General features: G+C 68.7%; 20 protein-coding genes. 16 read left to right on the top strand and 4 right to left on the bottom strand.

Translation table 11 applies throughout. The annotated features are described in order from the left end of the window. Positions 1 to 28: 28 nt before the first annotated feature. The 3 genes from NBT82_RS01045 to NBT82_RS01055 are packed head-to-tail and all read right to left on the bottom strand — an operon-like array spanning position 29 to position 3,617. The gene (locus tag NBT82_RS01045; RefSeq protein WP_251329741.1) at positions 29 to 1,783 is read right to left on the bottom strand and encodes an acyl-CoA carboxylase subunit beta; all 1,755 of its coding nucleotides are present in this window, start codon (positions 1,781 to 1,783) and stop codon (positions 29 to 31) included. Next, the gene (locus tag NBT82_RS01050; RefSeq protein ID WP_251329742.1) at positions 1,783 to 2,949 is read right to left on the bottom strand and encodes an acyl-CoA dehydrogenase family protein; all 1,167 of its coding nucleotides are present in this window, start codon (positions 2,947 to 2,949) and stop codon (positions 1,783 to 1,785) included. The genes NBT82_RS01045 and NBT82_RS01050 overlap by 1 nt, the downstream gene beginning before the upstream one ends. Positions 2,950 to 2,990: 41 nt before the next feature. Further along, positions 2,991 to 3,617 carry a type IV pilin domain-containing protein gene (locus NBT82_RS01055; RefSeq protein WP_251329743.1) on the bottom strand — a complete coding sequence of 209 codons (627 nt, stop codon included), beginning with the start codon at positions 3,615 to 3,617 and terminating at the stop codon, positions 2,991 to 2,993. Positions 3,618 to 3,798: 181 nt separating this feature from the next. Between NBT82_RS01055 and gatB the strand changes: the two genes are divergently transcribed. The 11 genes from gatB to NBT82_RS01110 all read left to right on the top strand — a co-directional run bounded on the left by gatB (position 3,799) and on the right by NBT82_RS01110 (position 15,483). Then, positions 3,799 to 5,286, top strand: coding sequence for an Asp-tRNA(Asn)/Glu-tRNA(Gln) amidotransferase subunit GatB (gatB, locus tag NBT82_RS01060; protein WP_251329744.1), 1,488 nt, complete (start codon positions 3,799 to 3,801; stop codon positions 5,284 to 5,286). A 79-nt stretch (positions 5,287 to 5,365) separates the two neighbouring features. Then, complete coding sequence (locus NBT82_RS01065; RefSeq protein ID WP_251329745.1) at positions 5,366 to 6,022, top strand: hypothetical protein; 657 nt, start codon at positions 5,366 to 5,368, stop codon at positions 6,020 to 6,022. After that, positions 6,019 to 6,408 (top strand): hypothetical protein, encoded by a 390-nt coding sequence (locus tag NBT82_RS01070; RefSeq protein ID WP_251329746.1) that lies wholly within the window; start codon positions 6,019 to 6,021, stop codon positions 6,406 to 6,408. The genes NBT82_RS01065 and NBT82_RS01070 overlap by 4 nt, the downstream gene beginning before the upstream one ends. A gap of 1 nt (position 6,409) precedes the next feature. After that, positions 6,410 to 7,564, top strand: a complete 1,155-nt coding sequence (locus tag NBT82_RS01075) for a PASTA domain-containing protein (RefSeq protein ID WP_251329747.1) — start codon at positions 6,410 to 6,412, stop codon at positions 7,562 to 7,564. Then, complete coding sequence (locus NBT82_RS01080; protein ID WP_251329748.1) at positions 7,561 to 7,800, top strand: hypothetical protein; 240 nt, start codon at positions 7,561 to 7,563, stop codon at positions 7,798 to 7,800. Before NBT82_RS01075 ends, NBT82_RS01080 begins: the two co-directional genes overlap by 4 nt. A 109-nt stretch (positions 7,801 to 7,909) precedes the next feature. Continuing rightward, entirely contained in the window at positions 7,910 to 10,426 is a 2,517-nt protein-coding gene (locus NBT82_RS01085) for a DNA topoisomerase I (protein WP_251329749.1), read from the top strand. A gap of 51 nt (positions 10,427 to 10,477) precedes the next feature. Beyond that, positions 10,478 to 11,191, top strand: a complete 714-nt coding sequence (locus NBT82_RS01090) for a phosphoglycerol geranylgeranyltransferase (RefSeq protein WP_251329750.1) — start codon at positions 10,478 to 10,480, stop codon at positions 11,189 to 11,191. A gap of 44 nt (positions 11,192 to 11,235) precedes the next feature. Continuing rightward, a complete protein-coding gene (locus NBT82_RS01095; RefSeq protein ID WP_251329751.1) occupies positions 11,236 to 12,336 on the top strand; it encodes a mandelate racemase/muconate lactonizing enzyme family protein in 1,101 nt (366 codons plus the stop codon). Between the two features lie 40 nt (positions 12,337 to 12,376). After that, entirely contained in the window at positions 12,377 to 13,678 is a 1,302-nt protein-coding gene (aspS, locus tag NBT82_RS01100) for an aspartate--tRNA(Asn) ligase (RefSeq protein ID WP_251329752.1), read from the top strand. A gap of 120 nt (positions 13,679 to 13,798) precedes the next feature. Continuing rightward, positions 13,799 to 14,665 carry a pantoate kinase gene (locus NBT82_RS01105; RefSeq protein WP_251329753.1) on the top strand — a complete coding sequence of 289 codons (867 nt, stop codon included), beginning with the start codon at positions 13,799 to 13,801 and terminating at the stop codon, positions 14,663 to 14,665. A gap of 38 nt (positions 14,666 to 14,703) precedes the next feature. Further along, positions 14,704 to 15,483 carry a 4-phosphopantoate--beta-alanine ligase gene (locus NBT82_RS01110; RefSeq protein ID WP_251329754.1) on the top strand — a complete coding sequence of 260 codons (780 nt, stop codon included), beginning with the start codon at positions 14,704 to 14,706 and terminating at the stop codon, positions 15,481 to 15,483. An 82-nt stretch (positions 15,484 to 15,565) separates the two neighbouring features. Here the strand turns inward: NBT82_RS01110 and NBT82_RS01115 are convergent, their stop codons facing one another. Then, positions 15,566 to 16,726 carry a pyridoxal phosphate-dependent aminotransferase gene (locus tag NBT82_RS01115; protein WP_251329755.1) on the bottom strand — a complete coding sequence of 387 codons (1,161 nt, stop codon included), beginning with the start codon at positions 16,724 to 16,726 and terminating at the stop codon, positions 15,566 to 15,568. Between the two features lie 78 nt (positions 16,727 to 16,804). On the opposite strand from NBT82_RS01115, the gene NBT82_RS01120 reads away from it, so the two are divergent. From NBT82_RS01120 to NBT82_RS01140, 5 genes are all read left to right on the top strand, one after another. Continuing rightward, positions 16,805 to 17,560 (top strand): class I SAM-dependent methyltransferase, encoded by a 756-nt coding sequence (locus NBT82_RS01120; protein WP_251329756.1) that lies wholly within the window; start codon positions 16,805 to 16,807, stop codon positions 17,558 to 17,560. Between the two features lie 53 nt (positions 17,561 to 17,613). Further along, positions 17,614 to 19,725 (top strand): methionine--tRNA ligase, encoded by a 2,112-nt coding sequence (gene metG / locus NBT82_RS01125; protein ID WP_251329757.1) that lies wholly within the window; start codon positions 17,614 to 17,616, stop codon positions 19,723 to 19,725. Between the two features lie 60 nt (positions 19,726 to 19,785). Beyond that, positions 19,786 to 21,540, top strand: a complete 1,755-nt coding sequence (pyk, locus tag NBT82_RS01130; RefSeq protein ID WP_251329758.1) for a pyruvate kinase — start codon at positions 19,786 to 19,788, stop codon at positions 21,538 to 21,540. A 49-nt stretch (positions 21,541 to 21,589) separates the two neighbouring features. Continuing rightward, complete coding sequence (locus NBT82_RS01135; RefSeq protein ID WP_251329759.1) at positions 21,590 to 21,790, top strand: DUF7312 domain-containing protein; 201 nt, start codon at positions 21,590 to 21,592, stop codon at positions 21,788 to 21,790. A gap of 138 nt (positions 21,791 to 21,928) precedes the next feature. Beyond that, positions 21,929 to 22,525 carry an NfeD family protein gene (locus tag NBT82_RS01140; protein WP_251329760.1) on the top strand — a complete coding sequence of 199 codons (597 nt, stop codon included), beginning with the start codon at positions 21,929 to 21,931 and terminating at the stop codon, positions 22,523 to 22,525. Positions 22,526 to 22,556 lie beyond the last annotated feature (31 nt).

Consider the following 22,556-nt stretch of genomic DNA (forward strand, 5'->3'; position numbering starts at 1 on the left):
AAGTGATTCCGCCGGTTCCGCGACGGGCTCAGAGGATCGTCCCGTGTTTCTTGTCCGGTCGGTCCTTCTCGACCGTCTCGTAGAAGTCGAACCGGCCGACCAGTTCCTCACGGAGCGTGCTCGGCGGCACGAGTTCGTCGATCACCACGTCGCTCGCCATCCGGTGGACGTCGATCCCCTCCCGGTACTCCTCGCGCAGTTCCGCCTCGCGCCGTTCGCGCTCCGCGGGGTCGTCGACCTCGGCGAGTTTGCGGGCGTAGACCGCGTTGATCGCCGCCTCCGGGCCCATGATCGCGATTTCGGCCCCCGGAAGGCCAAGCGTCGACTCGGTGTCGTAGGCCGGCCCCGACATGGCGTAGATGCCCGCGCCGTAGGCCTTCCGCACCACGACACACTGTTTGGGCACCGTCGCCGCCGAGGTGGCGTAGATCATCTTCTTGCCCTGCTCCAAGATCCCCTCCTTCTCGACGCCCGATCCGGCCATGAACCCCGGCGTGTCACAGAGGTAGAGCAGTGGAATCCCGTAGGCGTCACAGGTCCAGACGAACTCGGCGGCCTTCGCCGCGGAGTCGGGGAAGATGGCGCCCGCCCGGACGGCCGGCTGATTGGCGACGACGCCCACCGGTCGGCCGTCAAGGCGTGCGAAGGCGGTGACGATTTCGCTCCCGAAGTCGGGTTTCAGCTCCAGCACCGACCTCTCGTCGGCGATCCGGTCGAGCAGGGTCCGCACGTCGTACCCTTTCCGCCGCGCCTCGGGCACTACCGAATCGATTCCCTCGGGCGACTCCGCCGGCGCCCTCCCCTCGGTTCGGGGCGGGTCGGCGTCGGCGTTGTCGGGGAGATAGGAGAGTAGTCGAGCGACGAGCGAGCGGGCCTCACCCTCGTCGGCCGCGACGAGGTCCGCGCTCCCCGACTCGGCGGCGTGGACCGCTGGCCCACCCAGGTCGTCCATGCTGATCTCCTCGCCGGTCACCATCTCGACCATCCGCGGGGAGGCGATGGCCATCGCCGATCCCTCGACCATGACGGTGAAGTCGGCGAAGACGGGGGTGTACGCCGCGCCGGCGATGCAGGGTCCGTACAGCACGCAGACCTGTGGGACACGCCCCGAGAGCCGCGAGTGGTTGTAGTAGAACTTCCCGATCCCCTCTCGGTTGGCGAAAAACCCCGTCTGCTGGTCGATTCGGCCGCCCGAGGAGTCCATCAGGTAGAGCACTGGGCGTCCCGTCTTGAGCGCCCGCTCTTGCATCCGGAGGAACTTCTCGACGCCCTTCTCGGCCATCGACCCCGCCTTGACGGTGTAGTCGTTGGCCATGAAGTGGACCGCCCGCCCCTCGAAGTCGGCCGCGCCGGTAAGGAGACCGTCCGCAGGCAGGCGGTCGTCACTCTCCTCGGTGTCCGGCGCCGACGGGTGCCACGCGTCGAAGTTGGCGAACGTACCGTCCTCGAACGTGAGGCCGTCGGGGAACCAGAGATCGAGGCGGTCGCGGACGAACAGTTTTCCCGCCTCGCGCTGTCGCTGCCGGTATTTCTCCGGGCCGCCCGCGCGGATGTCCGCGATCTCGTCCCACAGCCGTTCCTCGCGCTCGGTGGGACCCGCTTCGGCGTCGGCCGTCGCCTCGGCGCCACTCGGCTCCGCACCGTCGGGCGGGTCGCTCTCGGCGATCGGCTCGCCCTCGCCCCGCCCCGCGAACACGCGGACGCGCTCGCCGAACCGGGTCGCGAGCGCGCGGGCGATGGCCGTCGCCTCTTCGGTCGTCGTATCGGCGACGCGTACGTCCATCAGTACGACCTCGGGAACCCCAGTTCGGTCGCGATGTGGTTGTACGCCATCTGCTGGGTGACGGGCGCGAGACGGGTGAGGTTGATCTCCCGCCACCACCGCTCGATGTCGTACTCGACGGCGTACCCCCATCCCCCGAAGGCCTGCATGGCGTGGTAGACGGTGTCGATACCCGCCTCTACCGCGGCCGCCTTCGCGACGTTCGTCTCGTAGCCACAGTCCTCGCCTCGGTCGAACAGCCACGCCGCCTTCTGTCGCATCAGCCGTGCCGTCTCGACGTTGGTGTAGGCCTGCGTGATGGGAAAGGAGACGGCCTGGTGGGTGCCGATCGGGGCGTCGAACACCTCGCGGTCGTTGGCGTAGTCGACGGCCTTCGACACTGCGAGTTCGGCGATGCCCGTCGCGGCCGCCGCAAAGCCCACGCGTTCGGGGTTGAGCGTCTCGACCAGGTGCCACCAGCCCTCGTCCGCCTCGCCGAGCAGGGCCGTCTCCGGGACGCGGACGTCCTCGAGGAACACCTCACACGAGTTGGAGTAGTTCATCGCGTGTTTCGGGATCGGCGACACCTCGATACCCGGATCGTCCATGTCGACGAGAAAGAGGCTGAGCCCGCGGGTCGGCTTCGACACCTCGTCGCGCGGCGTCGTCCGCGTGACGAGGATCATGTCGTCGGCGCGGTCAGCGAAGGTGATCCACGCCTTCTTGCCGTTCAGGACGTACTCGTCGCCGTCGCGTTCGGCCCGCGTGCTCACGTTCAGCGTGTTCGTTCCCGCCTCGGGTTCGGTGATGGCAACGGAGAAGATCCGGTCGCCCGCCGCGATGTCGGGCAGGTACGTCCGTTTTTGCGCCTCGGTTCCCGACTCCCGGAGCGCGATGGCAGCCATGCCGGCGGTGACGACGAGATACCAGGTGCCGGCCATCCCGCAGCCCTCGGCACACAGCGTCTCCATCGCCAGCCCCATCTCCTGGAGCCCCATGCCGGCGCCGTCGTACTCCTCCGGGATCAACAGGCCGTGAAACCCCGCCTCGCCGAGTTCGTCCCAGAAGTCGGCCGCGAACTCGCCCTGCTCTTCGCGCTCGCGCCAGTACTCGGGGCCGTACTCGGACGCGACGTCGCTGGCAGTCGAACGGATCAGCGCGTGTTCGGGTGACGTTTCGAACTCCATACCGATACTCCGTAGCGCGGGACCGTATAGTTGCGGCCGCCCTAACCGTCCACGATGGTCAGGGTCCCCGAGTCGGACACCTCCCCGTTCACGCCGACGGTGACGGAGTCGTCGCCTGCGTCCGGGTTCTCGACGGCCTCGTATTCGACGATGAGTGCGTCTCCGCCCTCGAGGTCGTGGTTTCCAGACAGTTCGATCGTGAGCGTGTTGCCGCCGTCGGAGACGATCACGCCGTCCCCGGGCGGGCAACACTCCACGTCGGCGGTCGCGTCGACTTCGACGCTGCCGTCGCGGTCCCCGTCGATCCCGACCATCTCGATTTCGGCCCGTTCGTCGACCGACGCCACGTCCGCCGACCCGTCGGGGTACTCGATGACGAGGCTGTTCAGGGAGTTGCCTGCGGCGTCCGATCCCGGTGCGATGGAGTAGTTCACCACGTGGGACGTGACCTCGTTTGCCTCGTCGTCGCGTGCCCAGACGAGTTCCGACCGGTAGGCATCTTCCGTGTCCTCCACCGTAGAGCCTCCCGTCAGATCCGCCACCAACTCGCGCTCGGTCCCGAAATCGGCCATCCCGACCGCGGCGGCGGCAAACATCGACGCCAGCAACAGGGTGAGGACAACGACAAGTACCGCGCCCACGAGCGGCGAGATGCCCCGTCGGTCCATTGGCGACGGTTCGCCCCGCAGCGACAACAAAGTCACGCGACGATTTTCAGAAGTGAAAATTGCGGTCGGTGGCCGCGTCTTTTGTGCCGGCCGGCCCCACGGAGCGTATGATCGATGCCGATGGGGGGTGACGACGACCGGTCCCGTTAGTCTTTAATCATCGGCCGTGTAAGCCCGCGCAATGACTGCGCAGGCGCTCCAGCAACGTGATCTCGCGGTCGTCATCGGGCTGGAGGTCCACGTTCAGCTCGAAACCGACACGAAGATCTTCTGCGGCTGTTCGACCGAGCCGGCCGACGACGAGGAGCCGAACACCCGGACCTGTCCGGTCTGTCTCGGGTTGCCCGGCGCGCTCCCCGTCCTCAACGAGGCGGCCGTCGAGGCCGCGGTGAAGGTGGGTAAGGCTCTCGACGCCGATATCGCCGCGGAGACTCGATTCCACCGGAAGAACTACTACTACCCCGACCTCCCCAAGAACTTCCAGATCACCCAGTACGACGCGCCCATCTGTGCCGACGGAACGCTCTCGGTGAGCGTCGAGGGCGACCGCCGGGAGATCGGGATCGGCCGCGCACACCTCGAGGAGGACCCCGGGAGCCTCCAGCACGAGGGCGGCAACATCGAGACGGCCGACTACACGCTGGTCGATTACAACCGTGCGGGGACGCCGCTGATGGAGATCGTCACGGACCCCGACTTTCGCGGCCCCGGCGAGGTCCGTGCCTTCCTCGCGAAACTGGAGGAAGTGCTGGAGTATCTCGGCGTCTTCGACGCCTCCCGTGACGGCAGCCTGCGGATCGACGCCAACATCTCGCTGGTCCCCGAAGACGAGATGGACGACGGCGACGCCGACGAGGCGACGCTCGCGGCTGCCAACCGCACCGAGGTGAAGAACATCTCCAGTCACAAGGGCGCCGAGCAGGCGTTGGCCTACGAGGTGACTCGACAGAAGAACGCGATCGAACGCGGTCGCGAGGTCGAACAGGAGACGCGCCACTGGGACGAGAGCCGCGGCATCACCGTCTCGATGCGCTCGAAGGAGGAGGAGAAGGATTACCGCTACTTCCGCGAGGCGGATCTCCCACCCCTGCAGGTCGCCGACTGGACGGAGCGCATCCCGATTCCGGAACTCCCGGACGCGCGCCGCGAGCGCTTCCGGGAGGCGTACGGCCTCGACGCCGAGTCGGCGTCGAAGCTCACCTCGACCAAGGAGGTCGCGGACTTCTTCGAGGACGTGGCCGACCGGTTCGACGCCGACCTCGCGGCGACGTGGGTGGCTGACGACCTGCTCGGCGAACTCAACTACCGCGACATGCGCATGACGGACGTCGAGGGACGACTCGACGAGTTCGCCCGCCTTATCGAACTCGTCGACGCCGACGAGATCACGGAGAAGAACGCCCGAGAGGTGGTCCTGCGGACGATGCTCGACGAGGGCCTCGATCCCGACGCGGTGGTCGACCGCGAGGGCCTCGGCAAGGCTGGCGACGACGCCGTCGCGACGGCCGTCGCCGAGGCCATCGAGGAGAACCCCGAAGCGGTCGAGGACTACCACGCCGGCGAGGGTGGCGCACTCAATTTCCTCGTCGGGCAGGTCATGAGCAAAACAGGGGGAAGCGCCGATCCCGGTACCGTCAACGGTCTGCTTCGCGATCGTCTCGACGACTGACGTCCCGGTTCGTCGGCGTACGTGTTTTCTACCTATACAGTTAAGACGTCTCACGTCTTCCAGTTCTGCGGAGTATCACATGGCAGACCCCGTCAACGACATCGTCAAGGAGATTCCGTTCGCCGAACTCGTCCGAAAGGCCGCGCTGGCGGTGGCCGACGGACAGACTGCGCTGGATCTCAACTCGGTACAGACCGCCCAGACGCTCGCGGACATGGAACTCGACGCTGGCGCCGTCATCCTCGGCATCGTCGAGGAGACGGACGCCGACGGCAACGTCACCAACGTCTCGACGCTGACGAACGACCAGCCTCTCTCCCTGCTGGCGTACGGCGTCACCCCGACCTTCTACGAGTTCAGCGAGACGGAGATCGACCTGAAATTCTGGGTGCGCTGGCACACCCGCAGCACCCACGTCGAGAGCGACTCGACGTTCTCGCGGGACCTGCGAACGAGCTACGAGAGTTCGCGCAAGAAGTACGGCGGTGGCGGCGGCGTCGGCCTCAACCTCGGCTTCTTCTCCATCGGGGGGAGCGGCGGCTACCAGAAACAGGAGGTCAAGGGCGAACGCGAGGTGGAACTCGACGTGCGCTCGCACACCGAGTACGACAGCAAGGTGTACGGGCTGGACGCGAGCGCGGCCTGCCGGCTGTCGACGACGCTCGTGCCCAAGCCCGCACCCGACCGCTCGGTGCCCGAAATCATCACGCGGCCGGCCGAGGGTGGGACGTCGTGAGCGGCTCGGCGACCGAACCGTGGGCCGCCCGTCCCCTCGGCGAACTCGTTACCGGGGTCGCCCGTGCGGTCGCGGACGGCCAGACCGAACTCGACCGGGCGTCGCTCTCGACGCGGCGGGACATCCGCCGGGCGGTCGAGGCGGGCGAACTGGAGACCCCCATCGAGACGCCCTGGTTCCGGTTCGCGGGCGTCGAGGCCGACATGAACGTCTCGCTGTCGATGCGCGGCCGCCCGGAACGGGACGCCAATGGCGAGGTCAGGGCGTACCGACCGACGCTCGTGGCGGCGCCCACCGATCCCGAGTTCACGACCCGCAACGACTACGACGTCGCGGCGTCGAGTCGCGTCCGCCTCGATATCGTTCCCGTCCCCGGTTCGGAGTGAGATGCCCGGCGACGACTTCCGGTTCACGACGGAACTGACCTCCCTCGACGTCTCGAAACTCGACCGTGCCGAGGCCCGCGAAGTGGAGGGGCTGTACCGAGCCAAGGAGTATCTCGTGGCGGAGCTTCGGGACCGGGTTATCGACGTGGAGAGCGACCGTGACCTGCTCCGGATGCGTCTCGACCGCAGCCAGGCGGAGCGCGATCGACTTCGATCGCGACTCGACGCGCTCGAATCCGACCGGGGCACCGTCGCGCCAGACCGGCTGGTCGCGTCGCTCGGCGACGCCCTCGCGAGCGCCCGCGACGACCTCTCGACCGTCGACTACGCCATCGGCCGGATCGAGGTCGACCTGAAGGCGAACGTCGTCGGCGGTTCGGACGGCCCGCAGTTCCAACTTCCCGACCTCGCCGAGTCGGTGGATCGCGAGGCGCTGAGCACGCTCCGGTTCGACTTCCGACCGGCCGTGGGGGACGCGCAGACGGCCACCTACGACCCGATCCCGGACGTGCGCGGCCGGTCGCTGGACGAGGCGCGCGAGGCGATCCGGCGGGCGGGCTTCGCCGTCGGCGACGTGACGACCGAACCCGGCGACGCCGACGACGTGGTGACCGACCAGTTCCCTTCGCCCCGCGCGGTCGCGGAACCGGGGGCGGCGGTCGATCTGACCGTCTCGGAGCGGCGTGCGGTCGACGTCCCCGCGGTGATCGGTCACGGCCTCGGCGACGCCACGGCGGCGCTCGACGCCGCCGGCCTCGCGGTCGGCGAGGTCGACGCCGAGACACGCGACGATCCGGCCGACGTGGTGATCGGCCAGTCGCCGCCCGCGGGCGAGTCGGTCCCGGCGGGGGCCGCCGTCGATCTGACCGTCTCCGCGGGGCCGGCGACCGAGGAGGACCACGCGAACGAGGACGGGAACGAGGACGAACGGCGGGCCGACGTCGACGCCGAGACGGGCGAGACCCACGACGTCGGCCTCCGGGACGTGGACGGCATCGGCCCGACATACGCCGACCGCCTGCGCGCGGTCGGCGTCGACGACCTTCCCTCCCTCCTCGCCAGCGATCCGGCCGAGGTGGCCGACGTGACCCGCGCCTCGCGGAGCCGCGTCGAGGGGTGGTTCGAGCAGGCAAAGCGCCTGCTGGAGGGGGCGTGAACGCCCACCTCGTCGCGTTCGACCCGTCGAGCGACGCGGCGTCGGTCCAGGGGGTCCTCGAACGCGTCGTCGCCGCGGGCGGCGAACTCGTCGTGGTCGCGGACCGCGGCGTGATCGTCCGCGCGCCCGACGCCGTCGCGGAGTCGCTCGCCGACGAGCCGCCGGTGGCTCACGTCGGCGGCGTGGCGCTGCCGGACCGGACGCCGATCCGGATCCGTCGGCCGCCGACGGAGTGAGACGACACCCACCGATACGCCTCCCGGCGTGGTCACCGTTCACACCCGCCACGTCCGCCGATTACGCCCCGCGAAAGTTTTAGGCGCGTGGTCGGCGTACGGCAGGTCGATGAAACGCGGCCCCGAACTGATCGTGACGGAGAAGGACAACGCCGCCCGCCGCATCGCGGACATCCTGAGCGGCGGCTCCGCGGAGGCCGAGCGGGTGAACGGCGTCAACGTCTACAAGTGGGGCGGCAAGCGCTGCATCGGCCTGTCGGGTCACGTCGTCGGCGTCGACTTCCCCCCTGAGTACAGCGACTGGCGCGACGTGGAGCCGGTCGAACTCGTGAGCGCGACGGTCGAAAAGCGGCCGACCCAGGAGAACATCGTCGCCGCACTCCGACGGCTGGCGCGAAACGCCTCCCGGGTTCAGATCGCGACCGACTACGACCGCGAGGGCGAACTCATCGGCAAGGAGGCCTACGAACTCGTCCGCGAGGTGAACGAGGAGGCGCCCGTCGACCGGGTGCGCTTCTCCTCGATCACCGACCGCGAGGTGACGGAGGCCTTCGCCGACCCGGACGACCTCGATTTCGACCTCGCGGCCGCCGGCGAGGCGCGTCAGATCGTCGACCTGATGTGGGGGGCGTCGCTCACGCGGTTTCTCTCCCTGTCGGCCCGGCAACTCGGCGACGACTTCATCTCCGTCGGTCGGGTACAGGGTCCGACGCTGAAACTGATCGTCGACCGCGAACGCGAGATCGACGCGTTCGACCCCGAGGACTACTGGGAGCTGTTTGCCGACCTCGCCGAGGACGACGAGTCGTTCGAGGCGCAGTACTTCTACCTCGACGACGACGGCAACGAGGCCGAACGCGTCTGGGACGAGGCGCAGGCCGACGCGGTCGACCGAACTCTCTCGGCGGCGTCGACGGCCACCGTCGACGAGGTCCGCCGACGCACCCGGACCGACGATCCTCCCGCCCCGTTCAACACGACGCAGTTCATCCGCGCCGCGGGCGGTGTCGGCTACTCGGCCCAGCGCGCGATGAGCATCGCCGAGGACCTCTACACGGCGGGGTACATTACCTATCCCCGGACCGACAACACGGTGTACCCCGAGGATCTCGATCCGCGGGAACTGCTGGAGGCGCTGTCGGCCGGCCGGCAGTTCGGCGACGACGCCGCCACCCTGCTCGACGCCGGCGACATCACGCCCACCGAGGGCGACGAGGAGACAACCGACCACCCGCCGATCCACCCGACCGACGAGCTTCCCTCCCCCTCGGATCTCTCCGAGGACGAATGGGAGGTGTACGAACTCGTCGTGCGACACTTCCTCGCCACCGTCGCCGACGCGGCGACCTGGGAGCATCTGCGCGTGGTCGCGAGCGTCGCCGGGGAGGACGAGGCGTGTTCTCTGAAGGCGAACGGCAAGCGTCTGGTCGACCCGGGCTATCACGCGGTCTACCCCTACCGCTCGGCGAGCGAGAACCACGTGCCGGACGTCGAGGAGGGCGAGGAACTCGCGGTGACGGCGACACGGCTGGAGGCCAAGCAGACCCAGCCCCCGCGACGGTACGGCCAGTCCCGCCTCATCGAGACGATGGAGAAGATGGGAATCGGGACGAAGGCGACGCGCCACGACGTGATCCAGAAGCTCTACGATCGGGGGTACATCGAGGGCGATCCGCCACGCCCCACCCGCCTGGCCCGCGGCGTCGTCGAGGCCTCCGAGGAGTTCGCGGACCTCATCGTCAGCGAAGAGATGACGGCGCAACTGGAGGCGGACATGCAGGCCATCGCCCGCGGCGAGGCGACGCTCTCCGAGGTGACCGACGAGTCCCGAGAGATCCTCGGACGCGTCTTCGACCGCCTCGAAGACTCACGGGAGGCGCTCGGCGATCACCTGCGCGAGTCGCTAAAAGCCGACAAGACCGTCGGCCCGTGTCCCGAATCGGATCACGACCTCGTGATCCGACGGAGCCACGACGGCTCGTACTTCGTCGGCTGTGACGGCTACCCCGACTGCGAGTACACCCTCCCGCTCCCCTCCACGGGCAAGCCGATCCTGCTCGATGACGCCTGCGGGGAACACGGCCTGCACGACGTGAAGATGCTCGCCGGCCGCAAGACGTTCGTCCACGGCTGCCCGCTCTGTGCGGCCGAAGCGGCGGAGGAGGAACCGGACCTGGTCGTCGGTCCCTGTCCCGACTGTGGCGACGACCACGGCGGTGAACTTGCGGTCAAGCGCCTCCGTTCGGGTGGTCGGTTGGTCGGATGTACGCGCTATCCCGCCTGCGACTACTCTCTCCCCATGCCCCGCCGGGGCGAGGTCGAACTCACCGACGACGTCTGTGCGGAACACGACCTCCCGGGACTCCGGATCACCTACGAGGAGTCGGAGCGAGAACCCTGGGAACTCGGCTGCCCGATCTGCAACTACCGGGAGTATCAGGCCCGGCAGGCGGGGACGGAACTGGAGGCCATCGACGGCATCGGCGAGAAGACGGCCGAGAAACTGAACGACGCGGGCATCGAGGACGTGGCCGGGCTGAAATCCGCCGAACCGGACGCGCTGGCAGACGAAATCGACGGCGTCGGCGAGGATACGGTCCGCAACTGGCAGGCCGACGCTGACTGAGCCGTCGGGAGTCGGACCCTTTTTATCGGATCCGCGGAGTAGACACCTGCAATGACCACGCCGTGGGACGAGTGGGACCACGTCCTCAAGGTCGACCCCGACAAGGACCTCGTCGCGGGCGAGACTTTCGAGGACGTCTGTGCCACCGGAACGGACGCCATCGAGATCGGTGGGACGACGGGCATGACCAAAGGGAAGATGGAGACGGTCGTCGACGCCTGCGCGAAGTACGGCGTGCCGCTCTACCAGGAGCCGTCGAACCCGGCCGTCGTCATCGACGACGACGCACTCGACGGCTACCTGATCCCGACGGTGTTCAACGCCGGCGACAGTTTCTGGGTCACCGGTGCCCACAAGGAGTGGGTCCGCATCGAGAACGGTCTCGACTGGAGTCGCACGCATACGGAGGCGTACATCGTCCTCAACCCGGATTCGTCGGTCGCGGAGTACACCGACGCCGACTGCGACCAGTCGCCCGACGACGTGGCCGCCTACGCCGCCGTCGCGGAGAAACTGTTCGGCCAGGATATCGTCTACGTCGAGTACTCGGGGACGTTCGGCGATCCCGAAATCGTCGACGCCGCGAGCGACGCCCTCGACGAGGCGACCCTCTTTTACGGTGGCGGCGTCGGCGACTACGACACCGCCCACGAGATGGGCCAGCATGCCGACGTGGTCGTCGTCGGTGACCTCCTCCACGACGAGGGCTGTGACGCCGTCCGCGAGACCGTCGAGGGCGTCAAAGACGCCCACGCCGACGACTGACCGCGCCCCGGGTTTTTACTCACCGCCCGCCGAACCGACGGCCGATGCAGATCACCGACGTACGGGTCGAGCGGATCGAGGTACCGCTGGAGCGACCGCTGGGCGTCTCGCGGGATCGATCGATGGACGTCCGCGGTGCTGCCTTCGTCGTCGTCGAGACGGACGCGGGGATCACGGGCCTCGGCGAGGGCGTCGGCCCGGAGTCGCACATCGTCGAGCACATCGTCGAGGAGAAGTACGCCCCGCGCCTGATCGGTGAGGACCCACTCGACATCGAGCGTCACTGGCAGGCGATGGTGACCGACGACGTGTACAAGGACCGCAAAGGACAGGGCCTCTCGGCCGCCAGCGGCGTCGACATCGCGCTCTGGGACGTCGCGGGCAAACACCACGGCGTCCCCGTCTACCGACTGCTCGGTGGCCCGGTCGACGGCGACTTGAAACCGTACGCGAGCGATCTGTTCTGGCAGGACGCCGAGACGATGGCCGAGCGAGCGGGGTCGTACGTCGACCGCGGGTTCGCGGGCGTGAAGACCCACCTCGGTCGCGGCATCGACGCCGACGAGGAGCGCGTGGCGGCGATGCGCGACGCCATCGGCGACGCCGCCCTGATGGTCGACATGAACTGCGGATACGACCGACCAGACGCGCGCCGGGTCGGCCGGATGCTCGCGGAGTACGACGTCTACTGGTACGAGGAGCCGCTGTCGCCGTACGACGTGGACGGACTGGCGGGCCTCCGGGACGAACTCTCGGTACCCATCGCCGCCGGCGAGAACGAGTACACGAAGTGGGGCTTTCACGACCTCTTCGCGGCCGACGCCGTCGACTACGCGATGCCCGACGTGATGCGCTGTGGCGGCATCACGGAGGCGACGAAGATCTGTACGCTCGCGGAGACGTACGGCACGGTCGTCACCCCCCACTGTTTCACCACTGGCGTCGGCCTCGCGGCGACCATGCACGTGATGGCGGCGTCGCCGGCCTGCGAGTGGCTGGAGTTCGATCCCACCGACTTCCCGGTGTACGGGTCGCTGTTCGAGACGCCGCCGGAACTCGACGACGGGCGGATCGCCTTGCCCGAGGACCCCGGCCTCGGTGTCTCCCTCGATGAGGACGTGATCGGGGCGTTCCGCGTGGAGTAAAACGGTCGCGTTTAAGGCGCGGGCACCGATACGGGTGGATATGGAACACCGAACCCACGCGGCCGACGTCGCCGCCGGCGAGACGGCAACGGTCGCCGGCTGGGTCCACGAGATTCGGGACCTCGGTGGCATCGCCTTCCTGATTCTCCGGGACAGAACCGGCAAGCTCCAGATCAAATTCGAGAAAGACGAGATGGACGACGGACTGGTCGAGACGGGTCTCGGCGTCCACCGCGAGAGCGTCGTCTCGGTTTCCGGTGCCGTCGAGGAGGAACCACGCGCGCCGACGGGCCTGGAGATGGTGCCCGACTCGGTCGAGGTGCTGGCTGAGGCGGACCCCGAACTCCCCCTCGATCCTTCGGGGAAGGTCGACGCCGAACTGCCGACGCGGCTGGACAACCGGACGCTCGACCTCCGCAAGCCCGAGGTGAAGGCCATCTTCGAGATCCGGAGCGAGATCCTGCGTTCGGTCCGGGAGTACTTCCGCTCGGTCGGTTCGACGGAGATCAACACGCCGAAGATAGTCGCCACCGGTACTGAGGGCGGCACCGAACTCTTCCCGATCACCTACTTCGGGAAGGAGGCGTTCATGAACCAGTCGCCACAGCTGTTCAAACAGTTGATGGTCGGCAGCGGTCTCGAACGCGTCTTCGAGATCGGCCCCATCTTCCGGGCCGAGGAGCACAACACGCCCCGGCACCTCAACGAGGCGACGATGATCGACTTCGAGTCGGCGTTCGTCGACCACCACGAGGCGATGGACGTCTGTGAGGGGACCCTCAAGGCGGCCTACGCGGGCGTCGCCGAGAACTGCGAGGCGGAACTGGACCTCCTCGGCTACGAGGACTTCGAGGCGCCGGACGAGGACTTCCCGCGACTCACCTACGAGGAGGCCATCGAGCGGGTCAACGCCACGGGCGAACTCGACGAGCAACTCGTCTGGGGCGACGACCTGTCAACCGAGGCCGAGAAGGCGCTCGGTTCGGACGTCGGCGGTCACTACTTCATCACCGACTGGCCCTCCGAGATCAAGCCGTTCTACATCCAGGACTACGACGACGACCCGCAGCTGTCGAAGGGGTTCGACCTGATGCATCCGCGGATGGAACTCGTCTCGGGGGGACAGCGCGAACACCGCTACGACGAACTCGTCGCCGGCTTCGAACAGCAGGGGCTCGATCCCGAGCAGTTCGACTACTACACCCGCATGTTCAAATACGGGATGCCGCCCCACGCCGGGTGGGCCTACGGCGTCGAACGCCTCGTGATGACGATGCTGGGGCTGGACAACATCCGCGAGGCGGTGTTGTTCCCGCGAGACAGGCAGCGTCTGAGCCCGTAGGGCGAAGACGATCCTGTCGAGCGGGTGCAGGGAACGAGCGGAGCGACGTGACCGTATACCGGGCGCCTCGACGGCCCCGTTCCGACAGGGCTTAACGACTCCCCGTCTACCGTCGGAGACATGAGCGAGCAGTCACGGGCCGACGGCGCGGCCGCGTTCGTCCCCGGTCACGTCACCGGCTTTTTCAGCCCTTCTCCCAACGACGACCCGGCGCGTGCCGGATCGCGGGGGGCCGGGCTGACCCTCTCGGACGGCGTCCGGGTGGCGGTGCGGCCGGTCGACGGCCACGGTGCCTCCCGGATCGCCCTCGACGGCGAGGGGCTCTCGATGGCGGCCGTCGAGACGGTGCTGGAGGGGTTGGGAGTGGCCGATCGGGCGCGGGTCGTCGCGGAGAGCGACCTTCCCCTCGGGACGGGCTTCGGCGTCTCGGGGGCGATGGCGCTCGGGACGGCGCTCGCGGCGAACAGGGCCTTCGACCGGGAGCGGTCGGCGAACGCGCTCGTGACCCTCGCCCACCGGGCCGAGGTGGTCGCGGGGACGGGGCTCGGCGACGTGGTCGCCCAGGCCCGCGGCGGGGTACCGATCCGCCTCGCCCCCGGTGCGCCGGTACACGGGCGGCTGGACGCCGTGCCGGACCGGGCACGCGTCGAGTATCTCTCCCTCGGCGACCTCTCGACGACGGACGTTCTCGCCGGCGATACCGACCGACTGGCCGTCGCCGGCGAGGACGCCCTGTCGCGACTGCTCGACCGGCCGACGCTCCCGACGCTGCTTTCCGAATCCCGCCGTTTCGCCGGCGAGACGGGGCTGGTGACCGACCGGCTCGCGGACGTGCTCGCCGCCGTCGACGACGCCGGCGGCCGTGCCTCGATGGCGATGCTCGGGGAGACGGTGTTCGCGCTCGGATCGGGACTCACGGACGCCGGCTACGACGTGTCGGCCTGTCGGATCTGTGACGCCGGCGCCCACCTCGTGGCCCGTGACTGACCGGGGCGTTTTTATCCGGGCCAGCGCATCGGTCGCGCATGGGCGAGGTCGAGATTCCCGAGGACCACCCCCGTCACGACTCGCTGGTGACCCGTCACCGGATCGAGGCGGGCGTCGAGAAGGGCATCACCAGCAGACAGGGACTCATCGCACAGGGTCGCGGGGAGGCCTTCGACTACCTCCTCGGGGAGCGGACCCTCCCCTCGGCGGACGCGGCGGCGCGCGCGGCGGCCGCACATCTCCTGCTCGCCGACCATCCGGTCCTCTCGGTGAACGGGAACGCGGCGGCGCTCGTGCCGGCGGAACTGGTTGCGCTCGCCGACGCCGCCGGCGCGGATCTGGAGGTGAACCTGTTCAACCGAACCGACGAGCGGATGCGGGCCATCGCCGACCACCTCCGCGACCACGGGGCGACGGCGGTGAAGGGACTGGCCGCGGACGCCCGCATCCCGAACCTCGATCACGAGCGTGCGAAGGTGGACGCCGACGGCATCGCCGACGCGGACGTGGTGCTGGTTCCGCTGGAGGACGGCGACCGCGCCGCGGCGCTGGCCGACCTCGGGAAGGTCGAAATCGTGATCGACCTCAACCCACTGTCGCGGTCGGCACGGGTGGCCGACGTCCCGATCGTCGACAACATCCTGCGGGCGATCCCGGCGATCACGGCCCACGCCCGCGACTTGGCGGACGCCGACCGCGCCACTCTCGAACGGATCGTCGCCGACTTCGACCCCGAGGCGACACTCGACGCCGCGGAACGGACCATCCGGGAGGGCGACTTAGACGAGAGCGCCGATCGACCCTCTCGGGTCGGATGAGCCGCCGGGGACGTTCTAAGTCGTCGGCGACGATCCGGCGGTTCGCCGGCTCCCGACTCCTCCCGTGAATCGTGCTGTTGCGCTACCGGGCGTCGTCGATGGCGCGTTCGAGGCGGTCGAAGCCGGTTTCGAGTCGGTCGAGGCTGTTGGCGAAACTCAGGCGGAGCCAGCCGGTGCCCGCTTCGCCGAAGCCGTCGCCGGGAGCGAGGACGACGCCGTACTCCCGGAGGAGGTGTTCGGCCATCTCGAGGCTCGTCCCCGGCAAATCCGGATCGAGGAAGGCGTAGAACGCGCCCTCCGGTCGGGGGCAGGCCAGGCCGTCGATGTCGGCGACGCGGTCGACGACGTAATCGCGTCGCTCGCGGAAGGCGTCGTACATCTCCTCGGCGGCGTCCTGGGGACCGGTCAGCGCTGCGAGCGCGGCGTGTTGGCTCACGCTCGGCGCACACGAGGTGGTCGATTCGTGGATCTTCGTCGCCTGATCGACGATGTCGGTCGTCCCCGCGAGCCACCCGACCCGCCACCCGGTCATGGCGTAGCGCTTCGAACAGGAGTTGACCGTGAGGACGTTCTCGGGGTTGCCCGTCATCGCGGCGACGCTCCGGGGATCGTCCTCGTAGGAGAGGCCGAGGTACACCTCGTCGGCGACGACGTAGGCGTCGTGGTCCGCGGCGGCGTCGACGACGGCGCGGACCGTCTCGGGGTCATACGTCCGCCCGGTGGGGTTGTTCGGCGAACAGAGGATCACCAGCGCCGTGTCGGGGCCGATGGCGTCGACGAGACGGTCGGCGTTGAGGTCGAACCCCGACTCCGCGGGCATGGGAACTGGCGCGGGGACCCCGTCGGCCAGTCGCGCTTGGACCCAGTAGTTGGGGAAGCCGGGCGTCGGGAAGACCACCTCGTCGCCGGCCGAGACGGTACAGAGCGCCGCGAGGTGGAGCGCCTCCATCCCGCCCGTGGTGACGATCACCTCGTCGGGGTCGACCCGAGTGCCGTAGTCCCTCGCCATGTGGTCGGCGATAGCATCGCGGAGCGCCGGGTTGCCGGCGTTGGTGGTGTAACTGGTGTGGCCGTCCCGTGCCGCCCTGCAGGCGGCGTCGGTGACGTGTGTGGGCGTGTCGAAGTCCGGGATGCCCACCTCCAGTCGCACGAGGTCGTCGTCGACTTCCTCCGCGATGTCGAACATGTAGCGGATGCTGGACCGCTCGACTGAACGCACGCGGTCGGTCGGACCGAGGGTCATAGTCGGGGGTGGCCCGGTGGGAGCAAAAGGAGTTCGGTCCCCGGTAGGTACATTCCGCCGCGGATCGATCACACTCCCGTGTCACTCCGACCGTACTTTTTCGGTGTCTACCACTGGCGCGAACGACTCGCTCGGATCGCCGCCGCGTCGGCCCTCGTCGCGGCCGCTATCGTCGCTTTCCGCCGCGGCGGGCGGACGCTCCGTGCCGTCGCCGTGGGGATCGGCACCGGCGCGCTCTACCGCGGTGGCGACGCGACACGCCGTCTCCTCTCGCCCCCGCCGTGGGCACTCGACCGGCCGAAGTACGACGCCCTCGGCTCGATCCTCCGGATCGACGACGCCGACCGCATCCTCGACGTGGGGTGTGGCACCGGCCGGTCGCTGGTGGGACTGGCGCCACACCTGCCCGACGACTGCGAGGTGGTCGGCTGCGACGTCTTCGACGACCGGGTGATCCTCGGCAACGGGCCGCGACTGGCGCGGTACAACGGCGCCCGCGCCGGCCTCGCGGTGTCGCCGGTGGCGGGCGACGCCTCGCGACTCCCCTTCGGTGACGAGGCGTTCGACGCCGTCACCGCCAGTCGGGTCCTCCACGACGTCCCCGAGGAGCATCGGGACGCGGCGTTCGCGGAACTCCGTCGGGTGTGTGCCGACGATGGGACCGTCGGACTGCTCGAACTGCCGGTCACGCCCGACGGGATCGACGATCACGAGGCGTACTGGCGGGGACGTCTCGACGACGCGGGGTTGGTCGTCGAACGGGTGGCGACCGTCGCACGGCCGACCCGCGAGGGGACCTACGTCGCGATCGTGGCGACGCCCGGGAGGACGTGATCGGCACGCCCGGAACCGGCGGGCTTTAGGGGTCCATGCTCCAGAGGACACGTATGAGCCACGAGGAGTTTCCCACGGATCGGCCAGCGGTGGTGACCTGTGGGTTGCCCTACGCCAACGGCGACCTCCACATCGGGCACCTGCGAACGTACGTCGGCGGCGACGTGTACGCCCGTGCGCTGCGCAAACTCGGCCAGGAGACGGCTTTCGTCTCGGGGTCGGACATGCACGGGACGCCGGTCGCGGTCAACGCAGAGCAGGAGGGCGTCTCCCCCGAGGCGTTCGCGCTCGAGTGGCACGAAACCTACGAGGCGACGTTCCCGAAGTTCGGGGTCGACTTCGACAACTACGGCCACACCCACGACGCGACGAACGTCGAGACGACGACGGAGCTCGTGCGGACCCTGGAGGAGAACGGTCACGTCTACGAGAAGGAGATCATGGTGGCCTACGACCCTGCGGAGGAGCAGTCGCTCCCGGACCGGTACGTCGAGGGCACCTGTCCCTACTGCGGGGCACGGGCCCGCGGCGACGAGTGCGACGAGGGCTGTGGTCGCCACCTCGAACCCGGCGAAATCGAAGACCCGGAGAGCACGATCACGGGCAATCCGGCCGAGTACCGCGAGCAGACTCACAAGTTCTTCCGAGTCTCGGACTTTCAGGAGTACCTCGGTGAGTTCATCGATCGCCTCGAGGGCACGCCGAACGCGAGGAACCAGCCCCGCGAGTGGATCGAGGGCGAACTCCGCGACTGGTGTATCACCCGCGACATGGACTGGGGCATCGACTACCCCAGCGAGGAGTCGGACCTCGTCCTCTACGTCTGGGTGGACGCCCCGATCGAGTACCTCTCGTCGACGAAACAGTACACCGAGCGCGTCGGCGCCGACGTCTTCGACTGGGCGGAGGCGTGGAAGGGTTCGCCGGACGAACACGGCGAGTCCGGCGGTGAAATCGTCCACGTCATCGGCCGCGACATCATCCAGCACCACACCGTCTTCTGGCCCGCCATGCTCCGTGGTGCCGACTACGACGAACCACGCGCCGTGATGGCAAGCGGGTTCATCACGCTCAACGGCGAGGGCTTTTCGACCTCCCGTAACCGCGCCGTGTGGGCCGACGAGTACCTCGACGAGGGGTTCGAACCGGACCTCCTGCGCTACTATCTCGCCACCAACGGCGGCTTCCAGCAGGACGTGGACTTCTCGTGGGAGCGGTTTCGCGAGCGCGTCAACAACGAACTCGTGGGGACGGTCGGCAACTTCGCCTACCGCTCCCTGCTGTTTGCCTACCGCGAGTTCGGCGGGACGCCCGACGCCGACCTCTCGCCCGAGGTTCGCGAGCGCATCGAGGACGCGGTCGATGACTTCGCCGCCGCCGTCAACGACTACTCGGTGCGTGACGCCGGCGACGCGGCCGTCGCCCTCGCCGGATTCGGCAACGAGTATATCCAACAAAACGAGCCGTGGAACCTCGTCGACGACGACCCCGAGCGAGCGGCACAGGTGCTCCGGGACTGCGTGCAGGTGGCGAAGGCCGTCGCCGTCCTCTTTGCCCCCGTCGCGCCCGACACCTGCGAGCGCCTGTGGTCGCAGGTCGGCGGCGAGGGCTCGGTCCACGACGTGACCGTCGACGCCGCCCTCGAAGCGCCCGCCGCGACGTTCGACGAACCGGACGAACTCTACGAGAAGATCCCCGCGGAGCGCGTCGAGGAACTGAACGCGAAGTTGGACGAGCGGGTCGAGGCGGCGGCGTCCGGCACGGACGAAAGCGAGGCAGACGAGGGAGACGCCGACGGTGACGTCGCGGCCGACGAGGCCACGCTCGACCTCGACCCCCTGGAAGCCGAGCGCATCGGGTTCGAGGAGTTCGAGTCCCTCGACGTGCGGGTCGGCGAGATTCTGGAGGCCGAAGGGATCGAGGGCGCGGACAAACTCGCGCGTCTCGTCGTCGATATCGGCGTCGAGGAGCGTCAGATCGTCGCCGGCATCAAGCAACTCCACGACCTTGAGGCGTTGCCGGGGACGCGCGTGATCGTGTTGGCGAATCTAGAGCGGGCCGAACTGTTCGGTGTCGAGTCGAACGGGATGGTGCTCGCGGCCGGCGAGGAGGCCGACCTCCTGACCACCGTCGACGACGCGGTGCCGGGCGAGCGGGTGCGGTGACGCGACCGTCGGTCGGGGGCAGCGACCGGCTTTTTCACTCGGACTGTCGAAGGGGACGGCATGCGACGGGCAAAGATCGTCTGTACGCTGGGACCTGCTTCCGACGACCGACCGACGATCCGCGGACTCGCGGACGCCGGGATGTCGGTGGCCCGCCTCAACGCGAGTCACGGCACCCACGAGGATCGTGCGACGGTGATCGAGCGGGTCCACGAGGTCGACGCAGCCGTCGACGATCCGCTCGCGGTGATGCTCGACCTCCAGGGGCCGGAGATCCGGACGGCCACGCTCGACGAGCCGATCAACCTGTCGACCGACACGACAGTCCGGTTCGTCGAGGGCGGGACGGCCACCCCCGAGGAGATCGGCCTCTCGTATCCCATCGGCGCCGTCGAACCGGGTGACCGCGTCCTGCTCGACGACGGCCGGATCGAGACGCGTGTGGAGGCGGTCGACGGCGACGTCGTGACCGCTCACGTCGTCTCGGGCGGCGAACTCGGGAGCCGCAAGGGGGTGAACGTCCCCGGCGTGGACCTCGATCTGGACGTGGTGACCGAGGGGGATCGTCGGGATCTCGAAATCGCCGTGGAGAAGGGAGCCGACTTCGTCGCGGCGAGTTTCGTCCGCGACGCCGAGGACGTCCTCGCCGTGACCAACACCATCGAGGATCTCGGCGGCGACATCCCGATCGTTTCGAAGATCGAACGGGCGGGAGCCGTCGACAACATCGACGAGATCATCGAGGCGTCCGCCGGCGTGATGGTCGCCAGGGGCGACCTCGGCGTGGAGTGCCCGCTCGAAGACGTTCCGATGGTGCAAAAGCGGATCATCCAGGGCGCCCAGGATGCGGGCGTGCCAGTCATCACCGCGACGGAGATGCTGGACTCGATGATCACTGCCCGGCGGCCGACCCGGGCGGAGGCTTCCGACGTGGCCAACGCGGTGCTTGACGGCACCGACGCGGTGATGCTCTCCGGAGAGACGGCCATCGGCGATCACCCCGTCCGTGTCGTCGAGACGATGGACCGCATCGTCCGCGAGGTGGAAGACAGCACGGAGTACGTCGAGACGACCGAGGATCGGGTGCCTGCGGCCGCCCGGGAGTCCCAGACGGAGGCGCTGGCACGCGCGGCGCGGTATCTCGCCCGAGACCTCGGTGCTGCGGCGATCGTCGCCGTCTCGGAGTCGGGATACACGGCGCGTGCGACCGCGAAGTTTCGACCGAGCGTTCCGGTCGTCGCGACGACACCGCGGGACCGAGTGCGCCGACAACTCGCGCTCTCGTGGGGCGTCGACGCCCAGTACGCCGCCTACCGCGAGGACATCGAGGGGATGATCGACGCCGCGGTCGGCGCCGCTATCGACGCCGGCGCCGCCGAGAGCGGCGACACCGTCGTCGTCCTCTCGGGGATGATGACCGAACTCGAGGGGACCGACTCGACGAACATGCTGAAGGTCCACATCGCGAGTGAGACGGTCGCGACGGGCCGGAACGTCGTCGCCGGGCGCGTGGCCGGCCCCGTCTACCGGTGTCCGGAGGGCGACCTCTCGGGTGCATCCGACGGAGCAATCGTCGTCCTCCCGGCCACCTTCGACGGGACGTTCTCGGGTGACACCGGCAAGATCGGCGGAATCGTCGACGCGCGGCCTGGAATGACGAGCTACGCCGCCATGGTCGCGCGAGAACGCGGTGTTCCGATGGTGAGCGGGGCGCCGTTACCCGACGACGTTGCCGAGGGGACGACGGTGACGATCCACGCCGACCGTGGCGTCGTCTACGAGGGTGACGTGACGCCGCGCGAACGGCAGCGGTGACGCCGCGCAGGTCGGTATCCCTTTCCGTGGGCACCCGCTACCGGGTGGTATGAGTGCAGTCCCGGAGGAGGATCGCGACGGCGACGAGTCCCAGTGGCGATTCGCCCTCGACGAGGTCGGCGAGGACGCCGAAGCCGCCGGCCCGGAGCCGATCGAACCGGGGGCGCCGACACTGGAGAACACGGTGTTCGTCCTGCTCGGAATCACCCTCTCGGTCCTGATCTTCTACGTCGCCCTCGGTAGTCTCTGAGGCGGATCGGCGTGACCGTTCACCGACCCCCCGACGACCACGGTGACGGCGACGGTCGGAAACGATTCACGACGGCCCTCGTGGGGTGGCCCCGACCACGGGCCGGTAGTATAAACCCCCACAGCCCGAAGAACGGGCATGATCGACCCCACGAATCTCCTTCAGGCGGGGATCGAACTCGGCCCCGAGACGCTCCCGCTTCTCCTGGTCGTCGCGGGGCTCGGGCTCTCCATCGCGGAGGCGATGGCGCCGGGTGCGCACTTCGCGGTCCTCGGTGTCGCCCTGCTCGGTGCGGGGATCGTCGGTCTCCTCCTCGGGCCGGTCGCCGGCCCCCTCGTCCTCGCCGTCCTCGTTCTCGTATTCGGCGGTCTGGCGCTCGCCGGCTACCGACGGTTCGACGTCTACGGGGATTCGGGCATCGGACAGACGAGTGATTCCAGCTCCCTCCGCGGTCGGACGGGTCGCGTGACCGAACGGGTGACACCCCGGTCGGGCGGGGTAAAACTCGATCGGGGCGGGTTCAACCCCAACTACAGCGCCCGCTCGATGGACGGCGAGATTCCCGTGGGAACGGAGGTGCTGGTGATCGATCCCGGCGGCGGAAACGTCCTCACCGTCACTGCCCTCGACGACGTGGCCGACGACATCGATGCCGAACTCGCCAGGGGAAAGGCGGCGGAGTCGGAGGACAGCGACGATGCCCCGACACGCGAGGAGGAGTCCGAGCGGGCCTGACGTCCGCGAGGGGCGGAGCCAGTCCCGCGTC

The sequence above is a fragment of the Haloplanus sp. HW8-1 genome (assembly GCF_023703795.1).
In the GTDB taxonomy this organism is placed as follows: domain Archaea; phylum Halobacteriota; class Halobacteria; order Halobacteriales; family Haloferacaceae; genus Haloplanus; species Haloplanus pelagicus.